Raw genomic sequence first — 23,065 nt, 5'->3', positions numbered from 1 at the left:
GACCGATGGATGCCACGATGAACAAGGTCGACGTGGTCGAACGACAACATCTGCGCGACGATCTTCCCGACTTCCGCCCCGGCGACACCGTCCGGGTCCACGTCCGGGTCGTGGAGGGCAACCGGTCACGGATCCAGGTCTTCGAGGGCGTGGTCCTGCGCCGCCAGGGCGGCGGCGTCCGCGAGACGTTCACCGTCCGCAAGGTCTCGTTCGGGGTCGGCGTGGAGCGCACCTTCCCGGTACACAGCCCGATCATCGACCAGGTCGAGGTCACCCGCCGCGGGAAGGTCCGCCGCGCGAAGCTGTACTACCTGCGGGAGCGGACCGGGAAGAAGGCCCGGATCAAGGAGAAGCGCGAGCCGGCCCGATGAGCCACCGGCGACAGACCGCGCGGCGGCCGCCGGCGTGAACGGCCCCGAGCCGCGCGGACCTGTGGATGCGGCTCCCGTTCAGCGAGAGGCTTCCGACGATCCGACCGCCGAATGGAGCAGTCAGAGGTCCCCACGGCGCCGCCGTCGCGACGACAGCGTCGCGTCGTTCATGCGCGAACTGCCCGTCCTGGTGCTGGTCGCGTTCCTGCTGGCGTTCATGCTGCGCACGTTCGTGGTCCAGGTCTTCTACATCCCGTCGAGTTCCATGGAGCCGACCCTCCTGGTCGACGACCGCATCCTCGTCGACAAGGTCACCTACCGCCTCCGCGACCCGCAACACGGCGAGATCGTCGTCTTCGAGGGGCACCAGTTCACCGTCCCCACCGAGGATCGCGGCCCGGGGTCGACGGTCGTGCGTGGGATCGGGCAGCTGATCGGGCTCGCCCCTGCCAACGCACGTGACTACGTCAAGCGGGTGATCGGTCTCCCCGGCGACGAGATCCGCATCGACGACGGTCGGGTGGCCGTGAACGGCGTGTTGCTGCCCGAACCGTACGCGGTGGACGACCCACGTTCCTGCGAGCCGATCATCGTGCCGGAGGGAAAGCTGTTCTTCCTCGGCGACAACCGGCCGAACTCGTCTGACTCGCGCTACGCCACGCTGGGGTTCGTCGACCGTGACGCGGTGGTGGGGAAGGCCTTCACGGTGATCTGGCCGCCCGACCGGGTCCGGTTCCTACGGTCGCCGCGGTACCCGGACGTCCCGCCCGCGTCGCGATCCGCGCCGCAGGTGGCCGAACCCGTCACCGTCGGGCCGTGTTCGACCTCCTGATGGCCGTGGACGCTGGCCCCACCGGCGCGTACGAACAGGTGCTGCACGCGCAGGGCTTCCGCCACGTCGCCGGCGCCGACGAGGCGGGGCGTGGGGCGCTGGCCGGGCCGCTGGTGGCGGCCGCGGTGATGCTCCCGCCCGGCTGGGCGCCCGACGGCCTCAACGACTCCAAGCTGGTCGCACCGACCGACCGTGAGCGGCTGTACGACGAGATCGTGGCGGGAGCCCTCGCGGTCGGGGTCTTCCGGGTGAGCCACACCCGGCTGGACGACATCGGGCTGCAACGGGCCAACCTCGCTGCGCTGCGAGCGGCACTCAACAAGCTGGCGCCGACCCCCGACTACGTCCTGGTGGACGGTTTCACGTTGACGCGGATGCCGGTCCCGGCGCTGCGCGTGGTCAAAGGCGACCAGGTCTGCACGTCGGTTGCGGCCGCCTCGATCGTGGCCAAGGTCACGCGCGACCGGATCATGGTTCGCGCCGAGCAGCGCTACCCGGGGTACGGCTTCGCCAGCCACAAGGGTTACCGCTCCCCAGAGCACCTGGCCGCCCTCGCCAGCCTGGGTGCGTGCGGGTTCCACCGGCGCTGCTTCGCGCCGGTGGCGGCGGCGCACGGGGGACCTACCATGGACGGCCTCGACCCGGCCGACGTTTCAGGACCCGGACAGCGATGAACCTGCCAGACCGTGACCGGACGGAGCGTCGGTGACCGACGACCTGGACGCCTACGAGAACGACCTCGAGCTTGCGCTCTACCGTGAGTACCGCGACGTCGTGCGGATGTTCCGCTACGTCGTGGAGACCGAGCGGCGGTTCTACCTCGCGAACGAGGTGTCGGTGGAGCCCCGTAACGACGGACCCGGCGGGGACCTGTACTTCGAGGTGTCGATCCGCGACGCGTGGGTGTGGGACATGTACCGTCCGGCGCGGTTCCTCAAGGACGTCCGGGTGCTGACCTTCCGCGACGTCAACGTCGAGGAACTCGCGCACGACGACCAGGACGACGCCCCACCGTTCATCGGCTGAGCGGAGGCCCGATGGGTTTCAACGCCACCCGGCGCTACCGCGACGGTAGAGCAGCCGACATCGCGCTGCTCGTCATCGGCACGCTGATCATCGTCGGCCTGGTCGCTTGGGGGGCCGGCCTCCTCGGCTGACCCGCGCCGGGCGCACCAGCGGCAGCAGCGCCCCGGCCGTGAGGACCAGGACCGACCCGGCGAGGTAGGGCACCCACCAACGCTCCGGATCGTCGCCTTCCAGCGCCACCTGTTCCAGCGCGGCCTCGCTCTCGGTCACGGTCACAGGCGGGGGGAGCGGCAGGTCGCCGAAGGTGGTGTCTTGGGGAGCCGGCGCCCGTGCCGATGACCCCTTCGCCGCCGGTGGCCCCCCGGCGACCGCATCCCCGGGGCGGCGGATCGGCGGCACGGGCGGGGCCGGCCCACGCAACGCCGGCGGCGTGTGGCTCCGCACCTGCTCGCCTGCCTGGTGGCCCGCGACGGTCCCCGCAGCGCCGGCCGCGGGTCCGTTCGCGCCCGTGTCCCACCGCACGGCACGCACGATCACGCCGGGACCGAAGGTCGCGTCGTCGGCGGCATCGGTCCCGGCCAGCCCGAACGCGATCACGCGGCCAGCGTGCGACAGCGCGCCTGCGTACACGCTCGCCCCGCCGCTGCGCTCGCGGCCGCCCGGGGCGAGCGACGTGCGCACCGTCCGGCTGCCGTCGAGGTCGTGGACGAACACGTCCAGGGCGCCGTTGCGGTCGCCGTCCACCAGGTTGGTCGCACGGGAGGCGAACGCGACGTAGCGACCGTCGGGGGACAGAGCCGGTTCGCCATGGCCGCTGTCGCCGTCGCCCGGAGTCGCGTCCGCGGCACGCGAGACCAGCACCGTCCGGCCGGCGGCAACGTCGCGGACGAACACGTCGACGGCACCGTTGTGGTCACCGTCGACGAGGTCCGAGGCAGGCGACGCGAACGCGACGCGCCGGCCGTCGGCGGACATCGCCACACCGCCACGGACGTCCGCGCAGCGGCCGGGGATCGCGGTGGTCGTGGTCGCCGTGGCACGGTCACGGACGTAGAGGTTGCGTCCGACGCAGGTCGGAGCGCCGGCGACCAGGTTGGTCGCGTTCGAGCTGAAGGCCACGAAGCGGCCATCCGCCGAGATCGCCGGTGCGCGGCTGTCGAGGTCGCCGGCGATGCCGTGCGCCGAGACCGAGATCAGCTCGGTGGCACCCGTCTGACGATCGTGGACGAACACGTCGTCGAGGCCGTTGGCGTCGCCGTCGACCAGGTCGCCCAGATCGGACGTGAACGCGACGAAGCGGCCGTCGGCGGAGATGTCGCCGACCACGCTGCCGTTGCAGGTCACGCCGAGCGCGCATCTCGGCTCGATGCCGCCGCGACCGACGGAGACCCGCACCGTCAGTCCCGCTCGACGATCGCGGACGAACGCATCGGCGACGCCGTTGGTGTCACCCGCGACCAGGTTGCTGGCGTGGGAGCTGAACGCCACGATCCCTCCGTCGGCGGACGACACCGGCCCGGCGGCGTCGCGTGTCGGCTCGCCGTTGGCTGGCGCACCGGAGTCGGACACGTCGACGCGCTCCACGCTCCCGCCGGGGCGATCGACGGCGTGGACCCCCGCAGCGGTGGTGAACACGACGGTCGCGGCGTCGGCCGACAGCGACGCCGAACCAGCGGTTGGATCGCCGACGCGCTCGGCCGCCTCCGTCCCGGCTGCCGGGATCGACAGCGCCCCGACGCACGCGACGGCCACGCCGGCCATGGCCATGCGCCACACCGCGGGTCTGGCGTGATGAGCGTGCGGCCGCAAGGCGTGATCCCCTCGTCGTGGTGCCCCATATTGCCGTCTCGGTGCGCCAGGAGGGAAGCCGAGGCGGTCAGGCATCCGCAGGTTGTCCCCAGTCACAACGCGGCTCCCCGTCCCCGGTGACGCGGTGGCCCGTAGCGTCGCCGCATGCGCCAACGTCCCAACCAGCGGCTGGGCACGGCCGGTGAGGACCTCGCCGCCGCGTACCTGCGTGAACGCGGCTACCGCATCGTGGCCCGGAACTGGAGGCCGCACGGCGCCCAGCTGCGCGGGGAGGTCGACATCGTCGCCGTCCGCGCTGACGTGCTGTGTTTCGTCGAGGTCAAGACCCGCCGCGGGGAACGTTTCGGGGGTCCGCTCGAGGCGGTGACGTGGCGCAAGCAAGCCCGGGTCCGGGCGCTGGCGACCGCCTACCTGCAACACGCAGGAGCCGGGCGGTGGGTGGTGCGCTTCGACGTGATCGGCGTCGTCACACGAGCCGGGCAGGCGCCCGCCGTCGTGCACGTGCCGGCGGCGTTCTGATGGCGCTGGCGATCGCCGGCGCGGTCGCCCTGGCCGGCCTTGAGGGCCGCCCGGTGAGGGTCGAGTGCTCCACGGGGTCGGGATTGCCACAGCTGCGGCTGGTCGGACTCCCCGACACGGCCGTGCGCGAGGCCGGCGACCGGGTACGCACCGCCGTCCAGCGCAGCGACCTCGCCTGGCCATCGGGCCGCGTGGTCGTCAACCTCGCCCCGGCGGCGCTCCCCAAGACCGGTGCCGGGTTCGACCTGCCGATCGCCCTGGCGGTGCTGGGCGCGACCGACCAGGTGCCGCTCGACGCGCTCTCAGGCGTCTACGCCCACGGCGAGCTCGGCCTCGACGGACGGACCCGGCCGGTCCCGGGCGTCCTGCCGGTGGCCGTCGCCGCCCGGCGAGCCGGTTGTGACCGGCTGGTCGTCCCCGACCGCGCTGCGGTCGAGGCCGACCTCGTCGACGACCTGCGGGTGATCCCCGTCGCCGACCTGCGCGAGGCGGTGGCGGTGCTCCGCGATGACCGACCAGCGCGTCCACCCGGCGAGCCTGCCCCCGTGGCTGCGGAGCCGGTCCCCGACCTCCTCGACGTCCGCGGCCAGCCGGTCGCGCGGCGCGCGGCGGTCCTGGCTGCGGCCGGAGGCCACCACCTGCTCCTGGCCGGTCCCCCCGGCTGCGGCAAGTCGATGCTGGCCCGGCGGCTGCCCGGGATCCTCCCGCCGCTCACGGTCGACCAGGCGCTGGAGGTCGCGGCGGTGCACTCGGTCGCCGGCGTGCGCCCTCCGGATGCCCCGCTGTGTCTGCGGCCGCCCTTCCGCGACCCCCACCACACCGCGTCGGTCGCGGGCCTGATCGGCGGGGGGAGCGGGATCGCACGTCCCGGCGAGGTGTCCCTGGCCCACCTCGGCGTGCTGTTCGTGGACGAGCTGCTGGAGGTCCCGCGCTGGGTTCTCGACGCGCTGCGCCAGCCGCTCGAACACGGCACCATCACGGTCGTGCGCAGCCGCGCAATCGTGCGGTACCCGGCCAAGGTCCTCCTGGTCGCGGCGACCAACCCCTGTCCGTGCGGTTACCTGGGTGCTGCGGTCCGCCCGTGCCGGTGCCGCCCCGACCAGGTCGAGCGGTACCGCTCGCGGTTGTCGGGTCCACTGCTGGACCGCATCGACCTGGCGGTCGAGGTCCGACCGGTCGATCGCGACCGGTTGCTCGGCCCGCCCGACGGCGAACCGTCCGCGGTGGTGGCCGCCCAGGTCGCCCGAGCGCGTGCGCGCGCCCAGGAGCGGTGGGGCGCCGGTCGGCTCACGCGCGACGCGTCGTCTGGGGCTGTGCGCGCCACCTCGCGGCGCCAGGCCCTGACCGCGTTGGGGCGGGCGGTCGACGCACTCGGCTTGACCGCACGCGGGTTCGATCGCTGCCTGCGGGTGGCGCGCACCATCGCCGACCTCGACGGTGCCGACCTGATCGACGTGGCGCACGTCGAGGAGGCCGCCGCCTACCGGCTCCCACCGGTCGCGTGAGCGTCGCGGACCCCTTCGCGCGGGTCGCGGCGTCCGGCACGGACCCGCAGCTGCTGGCCCGTGTGGTCGCCCGGCTGCTGGGACCCCGCGGCGATCCCCGCACGGTCGCCCGCGAGGTCGTCCAGCGCGGCGAGCGCGGGACAGACGAGCGCTCAGCGCTGCTGGCCGCGGTCGCACCCGACCCCGGACCTGCCGGGCGGGCGGCGGCCGCGACCGTCGCAGGGCAGTGGGTGCAGCTGGGCGTGCACGCCGCGGTGGTCGGCGACACGACCTACCCGCGGCGTCTGGCAGCCGGCTGGCCCGCCACCGGCGGGCCCCTGTTGTTGGCGTGGCGCGGGCCCGCGAGCGGTGTCCCGGACACGCCTGCGGTGGCGATCGTCGGAGCGCGCCGCGCCAGCGGGTACGGCACCGGTGTGGCAGCGTGGCTGGCCGCGGCCGCAGCCGCAGCTGGCGTGCTGGTCGTCAGCGGCGGTGCCATCGGGATCGACGCCGCCGCGCACGGCGCCGCCGCCGACCGCACCTCGGTCGTGCTGGGATCCGGCCACGCGGTCGGCTACCCCAAAGCTCACGCGCGCCCCGGTGGACTGTTCGACCACATCCTGGACGCTGGCGGGTGGCTGCTGTCCGAGCTCCCGCCGGACGCCCCGCCCCGTCCGGCCAACGTCTTGGCCAGGAACCGGATTGTGGCGGGCCTGGTCGACGCGGTGGTGGTGGTCGAGGGCGGCGAGCGGTCGGGATCGTTGCGCACCGCGGAGTGCGCCGCGGAACGCGGCGTGGCGGTCCTGGCCGTCCCCGGCGACGTCCGTGCGCCCGGGTCGGCCGCCCCCCACCGGCTGCTGGCGGAGGGCGCGGCACCGTGCACCGGGCCTGCCGACCTGCTGGACGCCGTGGGGGTGTCCGCCCCGGAGAGCGCCGACGACGGCGACAAGGTGGTCAGCGTTCTGCCGCCCGACGTCCACGCGGTGCTGGCCCGGCGGTGGCCGCGCCCCGTCCGCCTCGACGAGCTCGCCGCCGGCGCCGGCATCCCGGTCGCGCGTCTGCTGGCGGTCGTCACCCGGGCGCGGGTCGCTGGCGAGGTCGCTGAGAGCCCCGACGGCGTCCGCCTGAGCCGCGACGCCAACCGTCCCCGCGGGCGGAGACGGACGTGATGTCGGCTGCGCTCACCGCGACCGGGCCGAGCGTCCCCCCGCGACCTGCGGCCGCCAGACCTCGTCGAGGAACGCGCAGATCTCGCCGGTCAGGCGTGTGGGCCGGGTCCGCAGCTCGAAAGCGGACCGGGCGCGGATCAGACGGTCGTTGGGCAGCTGCTCGGCGAGGTGCTCGGCGTCGCTGAACGGGTGCAGGGCGTCGCGGCGGTGACCGACGATCAGGGATGGCACCTGGATCACACGTCGCTCGTCGACCCTCGGAGCCAGCGGCCCGATCACGATCCCGTGCAGCACGGCGGCGATCTCGGCCGGCCGCATCGAGGCGGCGTTCAGGAAAGTGTCCAGCGGACCGATCCGGGTCCGGGGTAGGCGCCGCACGACGGCGGTGACCAGCTCCGCCACCGGCCGCCCGAAGCGCACCCCGAGCAGCAGCGGGACGAACAGGGCCGCCGCGGCCGGTCCGGCCCACTCCAGGACCGGCATCTCCAGGATCAGCCCACGCACCCGCTCGGGGGCGGCCGCGGCCGCCTGCAGCGCCACGTTGGCCCCCAACGACGTCCCGCCGATCACTGCCTCGTCCACCTCGAGGTGGTCGAGGAGGGCCACCACCTGCTGGGCGTAGGAGTCGATGCGGTGCAAGGAGGGGTCCACAGGCCTGTCGCTACGGCCGTGGCCGAGCAGCTCGAGCAGGACCACCTGGTGCGCGCCGGAACCGGCCAGTGCCATAGCCAACGCCCGGCTGAGGTGGGCGTCGAGGAGCAGGCCGTGCACCAGGACCGTGACGCGTGGGCCGCTCCCGTGCGTCTCGTAGACGAGCTCGTGCCCGCCGTACGTCAACCGCTCGACCGATGACACGACCCGGCTCCTGTCTCGTCCTGGACGGCTGCAGGACGGCACCCACCGTACGGTCGATCGCCCGGGACGACTGGCCGTCACACGCCGCCATCAGCACACATCATGACCCACTGCACTTGACTCCAAACGACATCAGCATCACCATGCGGACATGGTCGACGATGCGGCGGCGGGTGACGCGCCCGGCGCCGCCATCCCGCCCGGGTGGCGCGACCCGCTGGCCGCGTACCTGCGCGCGGTCGCGATCCACCACGACCGCAGCCCGCACACCGTCGCGGCGTACCGCGCCGACCTGCAGCAGCTCGTCGAGTTCTGCGGGGCGCACGGCATCGACGCACCGGGCGAGGTCGTCCAGCTGGTCCTGCGCCGGTACCTGGCCTGGCTGGACGAATCGGGGTACGCCCGGGCCTCGGTGGCACGGAAGGCCGCCGCGGTGCGGACCTTCTTCGCGTTCTGCCGTCGGCGTGGTGATGTCACGCGTGACCCGGCGCGGTTCCTGGCCACCCCCAAGCAGGTCCGCTCCCTGCCACGTGTGCTCCGCCCCGACCAGATCGAACGGCTCCTGGCCGCCCCCGATCTCGCAACGCCGCTGGGGCTGCGCGACCGCGCCCTCCTGGAACTGCTGTACGGGGCGGGCGCTCGCGTCGCCGAGGCCTGCGGCCTCGACCTCGACGCGGTCGACATCCCGGGCAGACAGGTACGACTGCACGGCAAGGGCCGCAAACAGCGGCTGGTCCCCCTCGGCGATCCGGCGGTCGACGCGCTGCGGGTCTACCTGGCCCAGGGCCGTCCCGCGCTCGCCGCCACTGCCGGTCGGGCCTGCCCCGCGGTGTTCCTCGGCACCCTCGGGAAGCGGCTGGGCACCCGCGGCGCACGGACGGCGGTGTCACGCGCCGCACGGACGGCGGGACTGGGGCGGGTCACCCCCCACACCCTGCGCCACAGCTGCGCCACCCATCTGCTGGAGGGCGGTGCGGACCTGCGGTCGGTGCAGGAGCTGCTGGGCCACGCATCGCTGGGGACCACCCAGCGCTACACGCACCTGTCACGGGGCCACGTGCGTGAGGTGTACACCGCCGCGCACCCCCACGGCCGGAACGCCGGCCAGGGCCACCGCCAGCTCCGGCGGGGCGCTGCTCGCCGCCCCGATTAGCATGCGACGGGGCGGGGCGCGCAGGCCGGTCCCCACGCATCGGAGGCAGCGGTGGATGCCGACACCCGGACGCTGTGGGATCGCTACCAACGGTCCCGCGACGCGGACGTCCGCGAGTCGCTGATCCTGACGTACGCCCCGTTGGTCAAGTACGTCGCTGGCCGGGTCGGTGTGGGCCTGCCCCGCAACATCGAGTACGGCGACCTGGTGTCCTACGGGATGTTCGGGTTGATCGACGCGATCGAACGCTTCGATCCCGACAAGGGCGTGAAGTTCGAGACGTACGCGATCACTCGGATCAAGGGGGCCATCATCGACGAGCTGCGGTCGGTGGACTGGGTGCCCCGCTCCGTGCGTACCAAGGCCCGCGCCGTCGAGCGCGCGATGCAGCACCTGGAGGGAGTGCTGCAGCGCACGCCCACGGACGAAGAGCTCGCTGAAGAGCTGGGCGTCTCCCTCGCCGAACTCCACGCCACGCTCGAGCGCATCTCGTTCACCGCGGTCGTGGCGCTCGACGAGACGCTCAAGGTCGGCGACAGTGGCGAACGCGTCGCACTGGTCGACACGATCCAGGACGTCAGCGCGGTGGGCCCGGAGGAGCGCCTGGACCAGATCGAGACGCTGAGGCTGCTGGGCGACGCGATCCGGCGCCTGTCTGAGCGCGAGCAGAAGGTCGTCGCCCTGTACTACTTCGAGGGAATGACGCTGGCCCAGATCGGCGGCGTCATCGGCGTCACCGAATCGCGGGTCTGTCAGATCCACACCAAGGCGGTGGTGTCGCTGCGCACCAAGCTCCTCGACCGCATCGCGAGGTGACGGCGCGCCGGGCGGCCGGCGGGCGGCCGGCGGCAGTCAGGCGCCAGCGTCGACTGGCGCGACCCCGCGAACTCCACAGGCGAGAGCCGCACCACCCGCCGCGTCCGCGGTGACGGCACCTAGGATCGCCGCGAGCCGTGGGGGGCCGAGGAGCGCCCCCTGCCGTCGTCTGGTGCGGTCCGCGCCGTGGCCATCACGCTGGTCGCGGCCCTCGCCCCCGCAACCGCCGCCGCTCAACTGGCGCCGCCCGCGCGGGCACCGACGGCTGCGACGACCCCGTACGTCGCGCCGGTCGACGGCGCAGTGGTGCGCCACTTCGACCGGCCTCACGCCCGGTGGGGCCGCGGCCACCGCGGGGTCGACCTCGCCGCGGCCGACGGCCAGGCGGTGGCAACCGCCGGCGACGGGACGGTCGCCTTCGTCGGCACGGTCGCGAGGCGGACATGGGTCTCGGTCGACCATCCCGACGGGATCCGCACCGCCTACGGGCCGCTGACGACGGTCGAGGTCGTCGCCGGCCAGCGGGTCGACCGCGGTCAGCGCGTCGGCACCGTCACCCCCGGCCACGATCCGCGGCGGGTGGTCGTGCATTGGAGCGCCCGCCGCGGCGGCCGCTACCTCGACCCGTTGACGCTCCTGGATGCCGGACGGTGGCGCCCCGCGCTGGTCGGGCCCGGCGCGACCGTCGTCACGGACCTCCCCCGCATCCCCGGCTACGCGCCATGGCCCGGACGAGCGCGAGGGCTGGGGGGGCGCCTGGGGCTGGTGGCCGGGTCGCCCGTCGCCGAGCACGCCGGGTGGGTCCTGCCGCCCAACCCCAACCACGTCATCGGCGTGGCCGGGCTCGGCAGCAGGAGCGGGGGGAAGACGAGGAAGCCGCTCGACCTGACCCACCTGGGGTACGACCCGCTGGACGTGACCTACTTCAGCTACGCCGGTCGCCGCCCCGGCGCCGCGGACGGATCGGGTGACCAGCTGCCCTACGGCCCGCAGCACACCTTCCTCGGGGTGGAGCGCGCCGCCCGGCGCCTCCGCGACCAGCTGCGCGCCCACGCGCGGACCAACCCCGGACAGGCGGTGGATCTCGTGGGCCACTCCATGGGCGGCGTCGTCGTGCTGCACTACCTGCTCACCCTGCACGATCCGGCCGACCCGACCCTCCCGCCGGTCGCCCACGCCGTGACGCTCGCCTCCCCGGTCGAGGGAGCCGACCTGGCCACCGCCGTCCGCTCGGCTGCCCGCGACCCGATGATGGAATGGGTGATCGACGCGGTCGCCCCGCTCGTCGGGATGCCGCGACACGACGACCAGGCGCTGCGCGACCTGGCGGTCGCCTCGCCGCTGGTACGCGAGCTCGCGTCGGCCTGGGAACAGGCGCTGCGCGACCGCTGGGGCGGGCCGCTCGCGGCCGGGACGCAGGTGCTGACGGTCGGCGGGTCGCGTGACGTGACCGTCCCTGAGCACCGCAGCGACCTACCCGAGGCCCCCCACGTCGTCCTGCCGGGCGACCATCAGGGCATGCGCGCGACCGAGGCCAGCCGGCTGGTGATCCGCGCCTTCCTCGCCGACCGGCCCGTCCCCGGCGAGCCCGGCGGGCTCGGGCACTGGCTGTCGTACCCGGTGGGGTGGGGTGAACAGCTGGGCGGGTACCTCCTGGGCGGGGTGCCCTTGCCGGGCACGGTGGCGGGCGCGCCAGGCAACAGCTAGCCTCAGGTCGGGCCCGTTCGCGGGCCCAGAATCACACATGCCCGTCGACGGGCGGCCCCCGACCCCCGGCCGGGAGCTGTCGGCGAGTCCGTCCGACGCCGCGGAAGCCGCGCCGGCGACGGTCGGCCAACAGGCGCGCTCCTGGCGAAGCGCCCGGCGACACGGGCGAGGCCAACGAAAACGAGAGGGACGATCCCACATGGCCGTCGTCACCACCCGCCAGCTGCTCGAAGCTGGCTTCCACTTCGGGCACCAGACCCGGCGCTGGAACCCGAAGATGAAGCGCTTCATCCACTCGGAGCGCAACGGCATCTACATCGTCGACGTGCGCCAGACGATCGAACGCCTCCAGGAGGCCTACGCCTTCACGCGCGACCTGGTGTCGCACGGCGGAACCGTGCTGTTCGTGGGGACCAAGCGGCAGGCCAAGGAACCGATCGAGTACCACGCGACGCGGGTCGGGATGCCCTACGTGACCGAGCGGTGGCTCGGGGGGATGCTCACCAACTTCCAGACGATCAAGGGCCGCATCGCCCGCTTGCGTGAGCTCGAGGCGATGGAGGCCCAGGGCCTGTTCGAGATCCTCCCCAAGAAGGAGGTCCTCGAGCTGCAGCGTGAGCACGCCCGGCTCCAGACCAACCTCGGCGGGATCCGGGACATGGCCAAGCTCCCCGACGCGATGTGGGTGATCGACACCGTCAACGAGGAGATCGCCGTCCGGGAGGCCAACCGGCTGCGGATCCCGGTGATCGCCATCCTGGACACCAACTGCGACCCCGACCTGGTGCAGTACCCGATCCCGGGGAACGACGACGCGATCCGCTCGGTCGCGCTCATGACCCGCATCCTCGGTGATGCCTGCGCCGACGGGCTGCTGCTGCGCGCGTCGCGCTCGCCTGACGAGGAGCTGCGTGAGCAGGCGATGAAGGCTGCCGCAACGACAGGAAGCGGCCTGGACGTCGCCGAGCCCAAAGCCCAGTGGGAGATCGAGCTCGAGCGGCAGCAGGCCGCACGGCTGGCGGCCGCCGCCGGTGTGGCCCCGTCCGAGCAGGCTGAGGGGGGACCGACCGGCCCGAGCGACGGTGAGCCTGGGGCGTCTGCCGGTCAGCCGCCCGAACGCGCGGCGCAAGAGCCCGCCGAGGACGCCGATCGTGCGGACGAGGAGCCCGCCGGCGAGCCGGAACACGGCGCGCCCGCCACGTCCTGACCCGCAGCGACAAGGAGCCCACCGTGGCCGACAGGATCCCCGCTGCCGACGTCAAGCGCCTCCGAGACGCGACCGGCGCCGGGATGATGGCCTGCAAGCAGGCGCTGATCGACGCCGGCGGCGACTTCGCCAAGGCCGCCGACCTCGTCCGCGAGCGCACCGGGGCACGCATGGATGCCCGCGCTGGGGAGCGCACCGCCAAGGAGGGCTTGGTCCACGCCTACCTGCATGCCCCGTCCCCCGGCACCCCAGCCAAGGTGGGCGTGCTGGTCCAGCTGTCGTGCGAGACCGACTTCGTCGCCAAGAACGAGACGTTCCAGCAACTGGCGCGCGACGTCGCCATGCACATCGCCGCCTCGAACCCGGCGGTGGTGTCCGAGGAGCAGATCAGCGACGCGCTCCTGGACAAGGAACGTATCTTCGCGCGGAAGCAGGCCGAGGCCGAGGGCAAGCCCGAGCACGTGATCGACCGCATCATCGAGGGGAAGATCAGGGCCTTCTACTCCGAGCAGGTCCTGCTCAACCAGCCGTTCGTGAAGGACACCAGCAGGACCGTCGGCGATGTCATCGTCGCGGTGCAGGGCATCATCGGGGAGAAGATCGAGGTGGCCCGCTTCGCTCGTTTCGAGGTGGGCGCCTGACCCGGGTGCCGGTCGCGGTGCCGTAGCATCGGCCACACCCACCGCGAGGAGAAGCCGTTGCCGGAACGGGGGAGCTACGGTCGGGTGCTGCTCAAGCTCTCCGGCGAGGCGTTCTCCGACCCGTCCGTGCGTGGAGGCATCGATCCGGACGTGGTGCGGCGCATCGCCGACGAGCTCGCCGACCTCAAGGAAGCGCGCGGGACCGAGATCGGGGTCGTGGTCGGTGGGGGCAACATCTTCCGCGGAAACGCCCCGCAGGCGACCGGGATGGACCGCTCCAGCGCCGACCAGATGGGCATGCTGGCCACGGTGATCAACGCGCTCGCTCTCCAGGACGCGCTGGAAAAGGCTGGCGTGCAGACCCGGGTGCAGAGTGCGGTGTGGATGCAGGAGGTCTGCGAGCCCTACATCCGGCGGCGCGCGCTGCGCCACCTGGAGAAGGGCCGGGTCGTGATCTTCGCGGCGGGGCTGGGTGCCCCGTACTTCTCCACCGACACCGCCGCTGCCCAACGTGCGCTCGAGATCGGTGCCGAGGCGATCCTCAAGGGCACGAGCGTGGACGGGGTCTACGACGCCGACCCCCGCGAGGATGCCGACGCGACCCGGTTCGAGGCGATCGGCTTCCTCGACGTGCTCAACCGCGGCCTGAAGGTGATGGACGCGACCGCCATCTCGCTGTGCATGGACAACAAGCTCCCGATCGTGGTGTTCGAGCTGCTGCGTCCGGGCAACATCCAACGGGTGGTGGAAGGCGAGAGTGTCGGCACGCTGGTCACGGCGGACGTGTAGCGTCCCACAACCCCCGCCGAAGATCGCGGCACACCACGGGAGGCAGACAGATGGTCGACACCGACATGAGTCCCGACGAGATCCTCGCCGACGCCGACCACAGGATGGACGTGGCGGTCGAGATGACCCAGGAGGGCTTCGCCGGCATCCGGACGGGGCGGGCGAACCCGCAGCTGCTGCACAACCTCCGCGTCGAGTACTACGGCCAGCCCACGCCTCTCCAGCAGCTGGCGTCGTTCTCGGTCCCCGAGCCGCGCATGCTGGTGATCAACCCGTTCGACAAGGGCGCCACCTCCGACATCGAGCGGGCGATCCGGGAGTCGGATCTGGGGCTCAACCCCTCCACCGACGGGCAGATCATCCGGTGCATCTTCCCCGAGCTGACCGAGGAACGCCGCCGCGAGTACATCAAGCTGGCCAAGGCCCGCGCCGAGGAAGGCCGGGTCGCGGTGCGCAACGTCCGCCGGCACGCCAGGGACGCACTGCAGCAGCTCGAGGACGACGGGACGGTCGGGGCCGACGAGCACGAGCGGTACGCCAAGAGGCTCGAGGAGCTGACCGCCCAGCACGTCAACCGCATCGACCAGCTGCTCGAAAGCAAGGAACGCGAGCTCCTCGAGGTCTGACCGCACGGGGGATCCTTGGGCGACCGCACCGTGGCACACGGAGACGACGATGATGGCCGCGACGACGGTCGCCGCGGCGACGCTCGCCGCGACGACGCTCGCCGCGACGACGCTCGGGCGACGGAGCCGCTCGAGACCCACACGGAGGCCACCGCGCCGTTGAGCGGGCCCCAGGCGCCGGACGACCAGCCACCAGACCGCGGCGCCGATCAACGACCTGGCGCGCCCGGCTCCGAGGAGCCCGCCGGCGTGCCGGACGCCGCCGTCGAACGCCCCGACGTCACCGCCGAGGAGCCGCCCCCCGCACCGGATGCCGCCGACGAGCGCCGCGACGTCGCCGCCGAGGAGCCGCCCCCCGCACCGGATGCCGCCGACGAGCGCCCGCCCGGGCCGGACGCCGCCGAGCGCCCGGACACCGCCGACAAGCGCCCGCCCGGGCCGGACGCCGCCGAGGAGCAACGGGTCGCGGGCCCACCCACGAAGCGGCGCCGGCGGCGCCGCCGCGCCGATCGCGACGTGCGGGTCGCCGTCGCGGCTGGGACGCTGCTGACCCTGCTGTTCCTCGTGACGCTGTTCACCCACCCGGTGGCGTTCACCGCCCTGGTGACGTTCCTGATCCTGGTCGGCATCGTCGAGGCGGCCGCAGTGTGTCGGGAGCGGGGCGTGGACGTCGCCGTCCCGGTCATCCTCGTGGCCGCGTTGATCTTCGTGGTCGGCGCCTACCGCGGCGGGACCGGCGGTCTGGTCGTGGGGCTGGTGATGCTGTTCCTGTTGGCGGTGGCGTGGGAGCTGGCCGATCCGGAACGCACCGACGTGTTCCGCACCATCGCGGCCACCGTGATGCTCGGCTTGTGGGTGCCCTTCCTGGGGTCGTTCGCCGTGGTACTCGCTGTCCGCGGCGTCGACGGGTGGGTGGCGGTCCTCGCCACGGTCGGGGCAGCGGTCGTCAGCGACGTCGGCGCGTACGTGGTGGGGACGTCGTTCGGCCGCCGCCAGGTCGCCCCGTCGGTCAGCCCCGGCAAGACCTGGGAGGGGGTCCTCGGCGGGATGGCGGTGGCCGGGGTCGTGGCTGCGGTTGCGTTGCCGTTGCTGGGGACCGGCCAGCTGTTCGATCCCGTCACGGCGTTCCTGTTCGCCGTGATCGTCGCGGCGGTCGGGGTGGTGGGCGACCTCACCGAGTCACTGCTCAAACGCGACCTCGGCGTGAAGGACTTCGGGCGGATCATCCCCGGGCACGGTGGCGTCCTCGACCGGATCGACTCGCTGCTGTTCGCGCTGCCGGCCGGGTACTACGCCTTGATCCTGGTCGGTTGAGGGCGGTGCGTGACCCGCAGGGGGCGGTCGTGACTCGCCGACGCGTGGTCGTGCTCGGATCGACCGGATCGATCGGGACGCAGGCGCTCGACGTGGTGCGCACCCACGCCGACCGCTTCGAGGTGGTGGGTCTGGCCGCCCGGTCCGACGGCGACCGGCTGGCGGCGCAGGCGCAAGCCTTCGGTGTCGACGAGCTGGCCGTCGCGGATCCTGTCGCCGCCGCCCGGCTCCGCGACGCACTCCCGACCGCGCGGGTGCGCAGTGGACTGGACGGCGTCGCCGAGCTGGCCGCGCTCGCATCGGCCGACGTGGTGCTGAACGGGGTGGTCGGTTCGCAGGGCCTGCTGCCCACGCTCGCAGCGCTCGAAGCCGGCCACACCGTCGCGTTGGCCAACAAGGAGAGCCTCATCGTCGGCGGGCCGCTGGTCGTGCGGGCCGCTGACGGCCGACCTGACGCGATCGTCCCGGTGGACAGCGAACACTCGGCCCTCGCGCAGTGCCTCCGCGGCGGGGCACGCCACGAGGTCGCCCGCCTGGTGCTCACCGCCAGCGGTGGCCCCTTCCGTGGGCGCGGCCGCGACGACCTCGTCGGCGTCACCCCCGACGACGCGCTCGCGCACCCCACCTGGGACATGGGCCCGGTGATCACGGTCAACTCCGCCACCCTGATGAACAAGGGCCTGGAGCTGATCGAGGCCCACCTGCTGTTCGCCGTGCCATGGGACGCCCTGGACGTGGTGGTCCACCCACAGTCGGTGGTGCACTCGATGGTGGAGTTCATCGACGGGTCCACGCTCGCGCAGCTGTCGCCACCCGACATGCGGCTGCCGATCCAGCTCGCGTTGGGGTGGCCACGCCGGCTGCCGCACGCGCCGGCGACCCTCGACTGGGGACGGGCCACACAGCTGCAGTTCGAGCCCGTGGACCGCGACACGTTCCGGCTGCTGTCCATCGCCGAGGAGGCCGGCCGGCTCGGTGGCACGTTCCCGGCGGTGCTCAACGCCGCCAACGAACAGGCGGTGGCGGCCTTCCTCGACGGGCGCATCGGGTTCCTGGACATCGATCGGGTGGTGGAGCAGGTCCTCGACCGGCACCGCGGCCACGGGCAGGGAACGAACTTCACCCTCGGCGACGTTCTCCACGCCGAGAGCTGGGCGCGCGCCTGCGCCGACGAACTGTGCCGCGCCACCGCGCGGTAGCGGGCGACCCCAGGCTCTCGGCCAGCAACGCGCGTCGCCGCCGGCGAGGCGTCACCGAGCACAGAGAAGGAACAAGTGGCGACCTGGATCGGCAGCGTGCTGTTCGTGATCGCGGTGACGATCGCGATCGGTCTGCATGAATGGGGTCACTTCGTGACCGCCCGCTGGTTCGGCATGCGTGCCGAGCGCTTCTTCATCGGGTTCGGGCCCACGTTGTGGTCCACGCGCCGTGGCGAGACCGAGTACGGCGTGAAGTGGTTCCCGCTGGGCGGGTTCGTCCGGATCGCGGGCATGTCGATCGGCGAATCGCGGCAGCGGCCGATCGCGGACGCGGTGTTCGACCACGACGCCATCGCCGCCGACCGACGCGCCACCGCCGAGACCGAGCACCGACCGCTCCACGAGGTCCCGGCGGTGCCTGCCGGGACGTGGGAGCGCCTCGACGGGGAGCTCGCACGGCGCGGCGTCCCGCCCGCCGAGCGCGAGGCGCTGGTCACCGACACCCGCCGGCGGGTGAGCTCCGACGCCAGCGCTGCCGAGACCGCCCGTGCCTTCACGGCGGTCGCAGCGACGCGCCTGACAGGCACCGGCCGGGTCGGCGATCTGCGCCACCGGGTCCTGTCCGGCGACGACGGGCGCTTCTTCCACGACCGGCCGGCGTGGCAGCGGGGGGTGGTCCTGGCGGCTGGCTCGACGATGCACTTCCTGCAGGCCATCGTCCTGCTGCTGGTGGCGTTCTGGGCGTTCGGGATCCAGCCGGTTCCGGTCGTCCGCGAGGTCCTGCCCGAGTCGCCGGCCGCGGCGGCCGGCCTGCAAGCCGACGACCGGATCGTCGCGGTCAACGGTCACCCAGTGCAGGCCTTCGCCGACGTCAAAGGTCGCATCGAAGCCCACGCCGGCGAACCGATCACACTGACCGTCGAGCACCGCGACGGCACCCGACGTCAGCTGACCCTGACGACCGCGCTGGTGGTCGGCCAGTTGCCGCCGGGTTCGGTCCTGGCCGAGGCCGGTCTGCAGCCCGGCGATCGCATCCTCAGCGTCGCCGGCGAGGAGGTCTCGGGCCGAGCCGACATCGCTCCTGCTGGGGCGCGCGGGACCGTCGATGTCACGGTGCAGCGGCTCGGCGACGAGCCCGGCGACGTCGGTGAGGTGACCCTCGCCGTCCCGGCCGGTGCCCTCGATGAGCTCGCACGGCTGGTGACAGGCCTGGCCGGGTTCGTCCCCGCGCACCAGGACCTGGGCGCGGTCGGGGCGCTGCGCGAGACGTTCGTCGGCGAAGGCAGCTTCCCGGCCCTGTTCGTGGGGACGATCCGGGCCCTGGGCGGCGTCTTCGGACCCGAGGGCATCGGGGCGATCTTCCGCCAGTTGGGTGGCGCTGAGCGCGGCCTGGAGGGAGGCGCTTCACTGGTCGGCATCACCATGATCGCCGGCGAGGGCACCGCGGTCGCGGGGGCGTTCTTCCTGCTAGGTCTGCTGGCGTCGCTCAACGTGTTCATCGGCGTGTTCAACCTGATCCCGCTCCCGCCCTTGGACGGCGGCCACCTTGCGGTGCTCGCGGTCGAACGCGGCGTGAACGCCGTCCGTGGCCTGCGTGGTCTGCCGGCCGACTACCGGGTCGACCCGCGCACCGTCACAGCGATCGCCATCCCCGTGATCGTGCTGGTCGGGATGGTCGCGCTGGCGCTGATCGTCCTGGACATCACCAACCCGCTGCGGCTACCGGACTGATCGGCCACTGGCAGGCGGCCTCCGTCACGGGCCGCCACCCGGCCACCCCCGGGTCGCGTGCGGTAGCGTGAACCACGACCCTTCAGGAGTCGGCGTGAACCGCGAACTCCCCCTCGTCCCCGCACAGCCTGCGCGCTCCGGCGACGGGCCGGCCCGGCGCGCCAGCCGACGCATCAACGTCGGTTCCGTCCCGGTCGGCGGGGGTGCCCCGGTGTCGGTGCAGTCGATGACCACGGCCCCCACCCACGCCATCGACGCAACGCTGCAGCAGATCGCGGCGTTGCAGAACGCCGGGTGCGACATCGTCCGGGTGGCCTGCCCCCGTCAGGACGACGCCGACGCCCTGGAAGCGATCGCCGCCAAGAGCCGCATCCCGGTGATCGCCGACATCCACTTCCAGTGGAAGTACGCCGTCCGCGCGATCGAGGCCGGGTGCGCGGGGGTGCGGATCAACCCCGGCACGATCCACAAGCACGACAAGGTCGCGCTGATCGGCCGCCTGGCGGCTGACGCAGGCATCCCCATCCGGGTCGGCGCGAACGGTGGTTCGCTGGAGGACTGGCTGCTGGACAAGCACGGCGGTCCCACCGCCGAGGCTCTGGTCGAGGCGGCTGTCGGGGAGGCCCGCCTCCTGGAAGACGTCGACTTCTTCGACATCAAGGTGTCGGTCAAGCACTCCGACCCGTGGGTGATGATCCAGGCCTACCGTCTGCTGGCGGAGCACTGTGACTACCCGCTGCACCTGGGCGTGACCGAGGCCGGCACCCCCAAGGTCGGCAACATCAAGTCGTCCGTGGGCATCGGGGCGCTGCTGGCCGAGGGGATCGGCGACACCATCCGCGTGTCGCTGTCCGCCGACCCCGTGGAGGAGGTCAAGACCGGGATCGCCATCCTCGAGTCGCTGCACCTGCGCCCAGCGCAAGGCTTGCAGCTGATCGCCTGCCCGTCGTGTGGCCGGGCCGAGGTCGACGTGTACACCCTGGCGGAGTCGGTCGAGGCCGAGCTGCAGACCCTCGACGTGCCCCTGCGTGTGGCGGTGATGGGATGTGTGGTCAACGGCCCCGGCGAGGCGCGGGAGGCCGACATCGGCGTGGCCGCCGGGCGTGGCAAGGGACAGATCATCCGCCAGGGTGAGGTGATCGCCACCGTCCGCGAGGAGGACATCGTCGAAGCGCTCGTCCACTTCGCCCACGAACTGGCCGACGAGGTCCGGGCCGAACGCGGCTCCGGCGCGACGCGGGTGGTCAGCTGACGCCCGGGGAGGTGAGCCGTTGACCGCCGACGACACTCTCGACCTCGGCCGCTTGGGCCGGCTGGACTTCCGGCACCGCACGTCTGTGCGCGACCCGATGACGCAGTACGACATCGTCGATCGCGACGGCGAGACGGTGGGGGTGGTGCGGCTCGAAGGTGAACCCGGCCCCGACGAGATCGGACGGTTGTTCACCGACCTGGGGACCGAGCGGGTCCGGCTGGTGGTCCACGCCCCCGACGACACGGTCCTGTTCGCCCTGCAACGGGCCGGACGGCGCTTCGCCCCGGAACTGATCGTGCTCGATGGGTCGGGCGGGGAGCTGGGGCGGATCGCCCAGCGCAACATCGTCGGCAAGATCCGCCTCACCATCCACGCTGGGGACCAGACCGTCGCCCAGGTGGAGGCGGATTCCTGGCACGAGGAGACGTTCACCATCCAGGACGCCGACGGAGAAGAGCTCGCCGTGATCGTCCGCGGCCGCGACGACGTCCCCGCCACGACCGGCGTGGTCGACCGCTACCGGCTGCAGATCACACGCGATCCCGGTCCTGAAGTGGCCCCGCTGGTGGTGGCCAGTGCCCTCGCGGTCGACGCGGCGGTGCACCGCGCGTCGCTGTGAGGACCGCTGACGGGCGGAGCCTGGCGGGCCCACCCCGGCTCTGGTAGCCTCGGGTCGCTCGGAAGTGGGCGACTCGTCGCCCACTTCCTGCGGTTCGCCGCCGGCCCCGTCATGTCGGATCAGTGGCCGGCAGGTGACCGAAGAAACGAGGCGTCCACGCGACGGCCGGCCCCCGGGGGCCGGCCGTTGGTGCGAGAGGGCACCCCGACGTGACGAGAGGGAGGAGGTGGCGATGGCCGCCCAGCGCGACACCGCCCTGGAGGCCCACGTCCGCGACCTCGCAGAACCCCTCGCCGCCGCCGCCGAGCTCGAACTCGTCGACGTCGAGGTCAAAGGTCATCCCGGGAGCCGACTGGTGCGGCTGGTGGTCGACGCCGACCAGGGCGTCGACGTGGAAGCCTGCGCGACCTTGTCGCACGACATCGGCGTGGTGCTCGACCGGACCGACACCGTGCCCGGGCGCTACATCCTGCAGGTGTCGTCCCCCGGAGTGGATCGCCCGCTGGTCACCCGCCGGGACTTCGCGCGCAACGTCGGTCGGCCGGTGCGGGTGGTGACCCGGCCGGAGACGTCGTCCCCGTCGGAGCTGACAGGCGTGGTCGTCGCCGTGGACGACGAGGCGGTGACGTTGGAGGTCGACGACGCCGCGGTGTCCGTGGCGCTGGTCGACGTGCAGTACGCGCGGGTGGCGCTGCCGTGGTGACCGGCACGGGGACCTGCGCGCGCACGGCGCCGGCAGACGTAGAGGAGGAACGATGAAGGTCGATATCGACGCGCTGCGCCAGATCGAACGTGAGAAGGGCATCGACTTCGCGACGGTGGTGGAAGCCTTCGAGACGGCGCTCGCGTCGGCGTACAAGCGGTCGCCCCAGGCCAGCGGCGACGAGGCCCGCGTCGCCGTCGACCGGGGGTCGGGCGAGATCGTCCTCTACGCCCAGGAACTCGACGACGACGGCAACATCGTCTCGGAGTGGCGGGAGGAACCCACGGACTTCGGCCGCATCGTCGCACAGACGGCCAAGCAGGTCCTACTGCAGCGGCTCCGCGAAGCCGAGCGGGAGATGACCTACGGCGAGTACGTCGGCCGTGAGGGCGACATCGTCACGGGCATGGTGTCCCAGCAGGGCAACGTCACGCTCATCGACCTCGGCCGGAGCCAGGCGTTGCTTCCCTACAGCGAGCAGGTCCCCAACGAACGCATCCAGCACGGCACTCACGCGCGGGCGCTGGTGATCGAGGTGCGCCGCCAGCCCAAGGGAGCGCAAATTGTGGCCTCGCGCACGCACCCGGCGTTCGTGGCGGCCCTGTTCGCGTTGGAGGTCCCCGAGATCGAGGAGGGGATCGTCGAGATCCGCGGCATCGCCCGCGAGGCCGGACACCGCAGCAAAGTCGGGGTCAGCTCCAACGACCCGCCGGTCGATCCGGTCGGAGCGTGCGTCGGGCCGCAAGGCTCGCGAGTGCGGGCGGTGATGCAGGAGCTGCACAACGCGGGCCTCGAGAAGATCGACATCATCCCGTGGTCGGACGAGCCCGAGGAGCTGGTCGCCAACGCGTTGTCACCGGCGAAGGTGACCGACGTCTACCTCTATCCGGAGGAGGCCACCGCGATCGTGGTGGTCCCCGACTACCAGGTGTCGCTGGCGATCGGACGCGAGGGGCAAAACGCCCGCCTGGCGGCGCGTCTGACCGGCTGGCGGATCGACATCAAGAACGAATCGCAGTTCGCCGAGGAGCAGCGCGCGTTCCAGGAGGCCTTCGAGGCCGGGCTGGTGGACGAGTACGGCCGACCGCTGAGCGAGGAGGGCCAGGCTGCGATCGCCGCTGCGCAGGAGGCCGCGGACTCGGCCCGCCAGCGGGTCCTCGACGAGGACAGCGAGGCGAGCCAGACCGCGTGAGGAAGGGTTCAGCAGTCCGACGCGTTAGCAGACACGAGGCCGCCGTGT

At 72.8% G+C, this 23,065-nt stretch carries 22 protein-coding genes and 1 pseudogene; 21 read left to right on the top strand and 2 right to left on the bottom strand.

What is annotated here, in order from left to right; genetic code table 11:
- The first annotated feature begins 17 nt into the window (after positions 1-17).
- The 4 genes from rplS to KY462_13310 all read left to right on the top strand — a co-directional run bounded on the left by rplS (position 18) and on the right by KY462_13310 (position 2,229).
- Entirely contained in the window at positions 18-371 is a 354-nt protein-coding gene (rplS, locus tag KY462_13325; protein MBW3578694.1) for a 50S ribosomal protein L19, read from the top strand.
- A 169-nt stretch (positions 372-540) separates the two neighbouring features.
- A complete protein-coding gene (lepB, locus tag KY462_13320; GenBank protein ID MBW3578693.1) occupies positions 541-1,203 on the top strand; it encodes a signal peptidase I in 663 nt (220 codons plus the stop codon).
- On the top strand, positions 1,188-1,877 hold the full coding sequence (locus KY462_13315) for a ribonuclease HII (GenBank protein MBW3578692.1): 690 nt from the start codon (positions 1,188-1,190) through the stop codon (positions 1,875-1,877). Before lepB ends, KY462_13315 begins: the two co-directional genes overlap by 16 nt.
- 31 nt (positions 1,878-1,908) lie before the next feature.
- The gene (locus tag KY462_13310) at positions 1,909-2,229 is read left to right on the top strand and encodes a DUF2469 domain-containing protein (GenBank protein MBW3578691.1); all 321 of its coding nucleotides are present in this window, start codon (positions 1,909-1,911) and stop codon (positions 2,227-2,229) included.
- Positions 2,230-2,316: 87 nt separating this feature from the next.
- Here KY462_13310 and KY462_13305 read toward each other — a convergent pair whose 3' ends face one another.
- Positions 2,317-3,996, bottom strand: a complete 1,680-nt coding sequence (locus KY462_13305; GenBank protein ID MBW3578690.1) for a hypothetical protein — start codon at positions 3,994-3,996, stop codon at positions 2,317-2,319.
- A 186-nt stretch (positions 3,997-4,182) separates the two neighbouring features.
- Here KY462_13305 and KY462_13300 point away from each other — a divergent pair, with 186 nt between their 5' ends.
- Genes KY462_13300 through KY462_13290 form a run of 3 tightly spaced genes read left to right on the top strand, consistent with a single transcriptional unit; the run spans position 4,183 to position 7,210 of the window.
- Complete coding sequence (locus tag KY462_13300; GenBank protein ID MBW3578689.1) at positions 4,183-4,557, top strand: YraN family protein; 375 nt, start codon at positions 4,183-4,185, stop codon at positions 4,555-4,557.
- Positions 4,557-6,062: a YifB family Mg chelatase-like AAA ATPase gene (locus KY462_13295; GenBank protein MBW3578688.1), complete on the top strand. Its 1,506-nt coding sequence runs from the start codon at positions 4,557-4,559 to the stop codon at positions 6,060-6,062. Before KY462_13300 ends, KY462_13295 begins: the two co-directional genes overlap by 1 nt.
- Positions 6,059-7,210, top strand: a complete 1,152-nt coding sequence (locus KY462_13290) for a DNA-processing protein DprA (GenBank protein ID MBW3578687.1) — start codon at positions 6,059-6,061, stop codon at positions 7,208-7,210. The genes KY462_13295 and KY462_13290 overlap by 4 nt, the downstream gene beginning before the upstream one ends.
- Positions 7,211-7,222: 12 nt before the next feature.
- On the opposite strand, the gene KY462_13285 is transcribed toward KY462_13290, so the two are convergent.
- Positions 7,223-8,047 (bottom strand): alpha/beta hydrolase, encoded by an 825-nt coding sequence (locus tag KY462_13285; protein ID MBW3578686.1) that lies wholly within the window; start codon positions 8,045-8,047, stop codon positions 7,223-7,225.
- 169 nt (positions 8,048-8,216) lie between these two features.
- On the opposite strand from KY462_13285, the gene KY462_13280 reads away from it, so the two are divergent.
- From KY462_13280 to nusA, 14 genes and pseudogenes are all read left to right on the top strand, one after another.
- Positions 8,217-9,218, top strand: coding sequence for a tyrosine recombinase XerC (locus KY462_13280; GenBank protein ID MBW3578685.1), 1,002 nt, complete (start codon positions 8,217-8,219; stop codon positions 9,216-9,218).
- Positions 9,219-9,269: 51 nt separating this feature from the next.
- Positions 9,270-10,034: an RNA polymerase sigma factor WhiG gene (whiG, locus tag KY462_13275; protein ID MBW3578684.1), complete on the top strand. Its 765-nt coding sequence runs from the start codon at positions 9,270-9,272 to the stop codon at positions 10,032-10,034.
- 159 nt (positions 10,035-10,193) lie between these two features.
- A pseudogene (locus KY462_13270) lies at positions 10,194-10,673 on the top strand (M23 family metallopeptidase).
- 1,267 nt (positions 10,674-11,940) lie between these two features.
- On the top strand, positions 11,941-12,948 hold the full coding sequence (gene rpsB, locus KY462_13265) for a 30S ribosomal protein S2 (protein MBW3578683.1): 1,008 nt from the start codon (positions 11,941-11,943) through the stop codon (positions 12,946-12,948).
- 83 nt (positions 12,949-13,031) lie between these two features.
- Complete coding sequence (tsf, locus tag KY462_13260) at positions 13,032-13,589, top strand: elongation factor Ts (protein MBW3578682.1); 558 nt, start codon at positions 13,032-13,034, stop codon at positions 13,587-13,589.
- A gap of 57 nt (positions 13,590-13,646) precedes the next feature.
- Positions 13,647-14,378 carry a UMP kinase gene (gene pyrH / locus KY462_13255; GenBank protein MBW3578681.1) on the top strand — a complete coding sequence of 244 codons (732 nt, stop codon included), beginning with the start codon at positions 13,647-13,649 and terminating at the stop codon, positions 14,376-14,378.
- A gap of 65 nt (positions 14,379-14,443) precedes the next feature.
- Positions 14,444-15,004: a ribosome recycling factor gene (gene frr, locus KY462_13250; GenBank protein MBW3578680.1), complete on the top strand. Its 561-nt coding sequence runs from the start codon at positions 14,444-14,446 to the stop codon at positions 15,002-15,004.
- A gap of 30 nt (positions 15,005-15,034) precedes the next feature.
- Positions 15,035-16,318 (top strand): phosphatidate cytidylyltransferase, encoded by a 1,284-nt coding sequence (locus KY462_13245; GenBank protein ID MBW3578679.1) that lies wholly within the window; start codon positions 15,035-15,037, stop codon positions 16,316-16,318.
- A 29-nt stretch (positions 16,319-16,347) separates the two neighbouring features.
- The gene (gene dxr / locus KY462_13240) at positions 16,348-17,517 is read left to right on the top strand and encodes a 1-deoxy-D-xylulose-5-phosphate reductoisomerase (GenBank protein MBW3578678.1); all 1,170 of its coding nucleotides are present in this window, start codon (positions 16,348-16,350) and stop codon (positions 17,515-17,517) included.
- Between the two features lie 75 nt (positions 17,518-17,592).
- Positions 17,593-19,248: an RIP metalloprotease gene (locus KY462_13235; GenBank protein ID MBW3578677.1), complete on the top strand. Its 1,656-nt coding sequence runs from the start codon at positions 17,593-17,595 to the stop codon at positions 19,246-19,248.
- Between the two features lie 94 nt (positions 19,249-19,342).
- Positions 19,343-20,500: a flavodoxin-dependent (E)-4-hydroxy-3-methylbut-2-enyl-diphosphate synthase gene (gene ispG / locus KY462_13230; GenBank protein MBW3578676.1), complete on the top strand. Its 1,158-nt coding sequence runs from the start codon at positions 19,343-19,345 to the stop codon at positions 20,498-20,500.
- 19 nt (positions 20,501-20,519) lie between these two features.
- On the top strand, positions 20,520-21,122 hold the full coding sequence (locus KY462_13225; GenBank protein MBW3578675.1) for a hypothetical protein: 603 nt from the start codon (positions 20,520-20,522) through the stop codon (positions 21,120-21,122).
- Between the two features lie 232 nt (positions 21,123-21,354).
- Positions 21,355-21,825: a ribosome maturation factor RimP gene (locus KY462_13220; protein MBW3578674.1), complete on the top strand. Its 471-nt coding sequence runs from the start codon at positions 21,355-21,357 to the stop codon at positions 21,823-21,825.
- A 52-nt stretch (positions 21,826-21,877) separates the two neighbouring features.
- A complete protein-coding gene (gene nusA, locus KY462_13215) occupies positions 21,878-23,017 on the top strand; it encodes a transcription termination factor NusA (GenBank protein ID MBW3578673.1) in 1,140 nt (379 codons plus the stop codon).
- The last annotated feature ends 48 nt before the right edge of the window (positions 23,018-23,065 follow it).

The organism is Actinomycetota bacterium (assembly GCA_019347675.1).
Classification (GTDB): Bacteria; Actinomycetota; Nitriliruptoria; order Nitriliruptorales; family JAHWKO01; genus JAHWKW01.
The sequence above is the reverse complement of the archived record's forward strand: the minus strand, read 5'-3'. Positions and strand labels throughout refer to the sequence as shown.

Coding starts and splice junctions, on each gene's coding strand:
- frr (MBW3578680.1), top strand. CDS start 14,444: ATGAGTCCCGACGAGATCCTCGCCGACGCCGACCACAGGATGGACGTG.
- KY462_13295 (MBW3578688.1), top strand. CDS start 4,557: ATGGCGCTGGCGATCGCCGGCGCGGTCGCCCTGGCCGGCCTTGAGGGC.
- KY462_13280 (MBW3578685.1), top strand. CDS start 8,217: ATGGTCGACGATGCGGCGGCGGGTGACGCGCCCGGCGCCGCCATCCCG.
- rplS (MBW3578694.1), top strand. CDS start 18: ATGAACAAGGTCGACGTGGTCGAACGACAACATCTGCGCGACGATCTT.
- lepB (MBW3578693.1), top strand. CDS start 541: ATGCGCGAACTGCCCGTCCTGGTGCTGGTCGCGTTCCTGCTGGCGTTC.
- tsf (MBW3578682.1), top strand. CDS start 13,032: ATGATGGCCTGCAAGCAGGCGCTGATCGACGCCGGCGGCGACTTCGCC.
- nusA (MBW3578673.1), top strand. CDS start 21,878: ATGAAGGTCGATATCGACGCGCTGCGCCAGATCGAACGTGAGAAGGGC.
- KY462_13305 (MBW3578690.1), bottom strand. CDS start 3,996: ATGGCCATGGCCGGCGTGGCCGTCGCGTGCGTCGGGGCGCTGTCGATC.
- KY462_13300 (MBW3578689.1), top strand. CDS start 4,183: ATGCGCCAACGTCCCAACCAGCGGCTGGGCACGGCCGGTGAGGACCTC.
- rpsB (MBW3578683.1), top strand. CDS start 11,941: ATGGCCGTCGTCACCACCCGCCAGCTGCTCGAAGCTGGCTTCCACTTC.
- KY462_13220 (MBW3578674.1), top strand. CDS start 21,355: ATGGCCGCCCAGCGCGACACCGCCCTGGAGGCCCACGTCCGCGACCTC.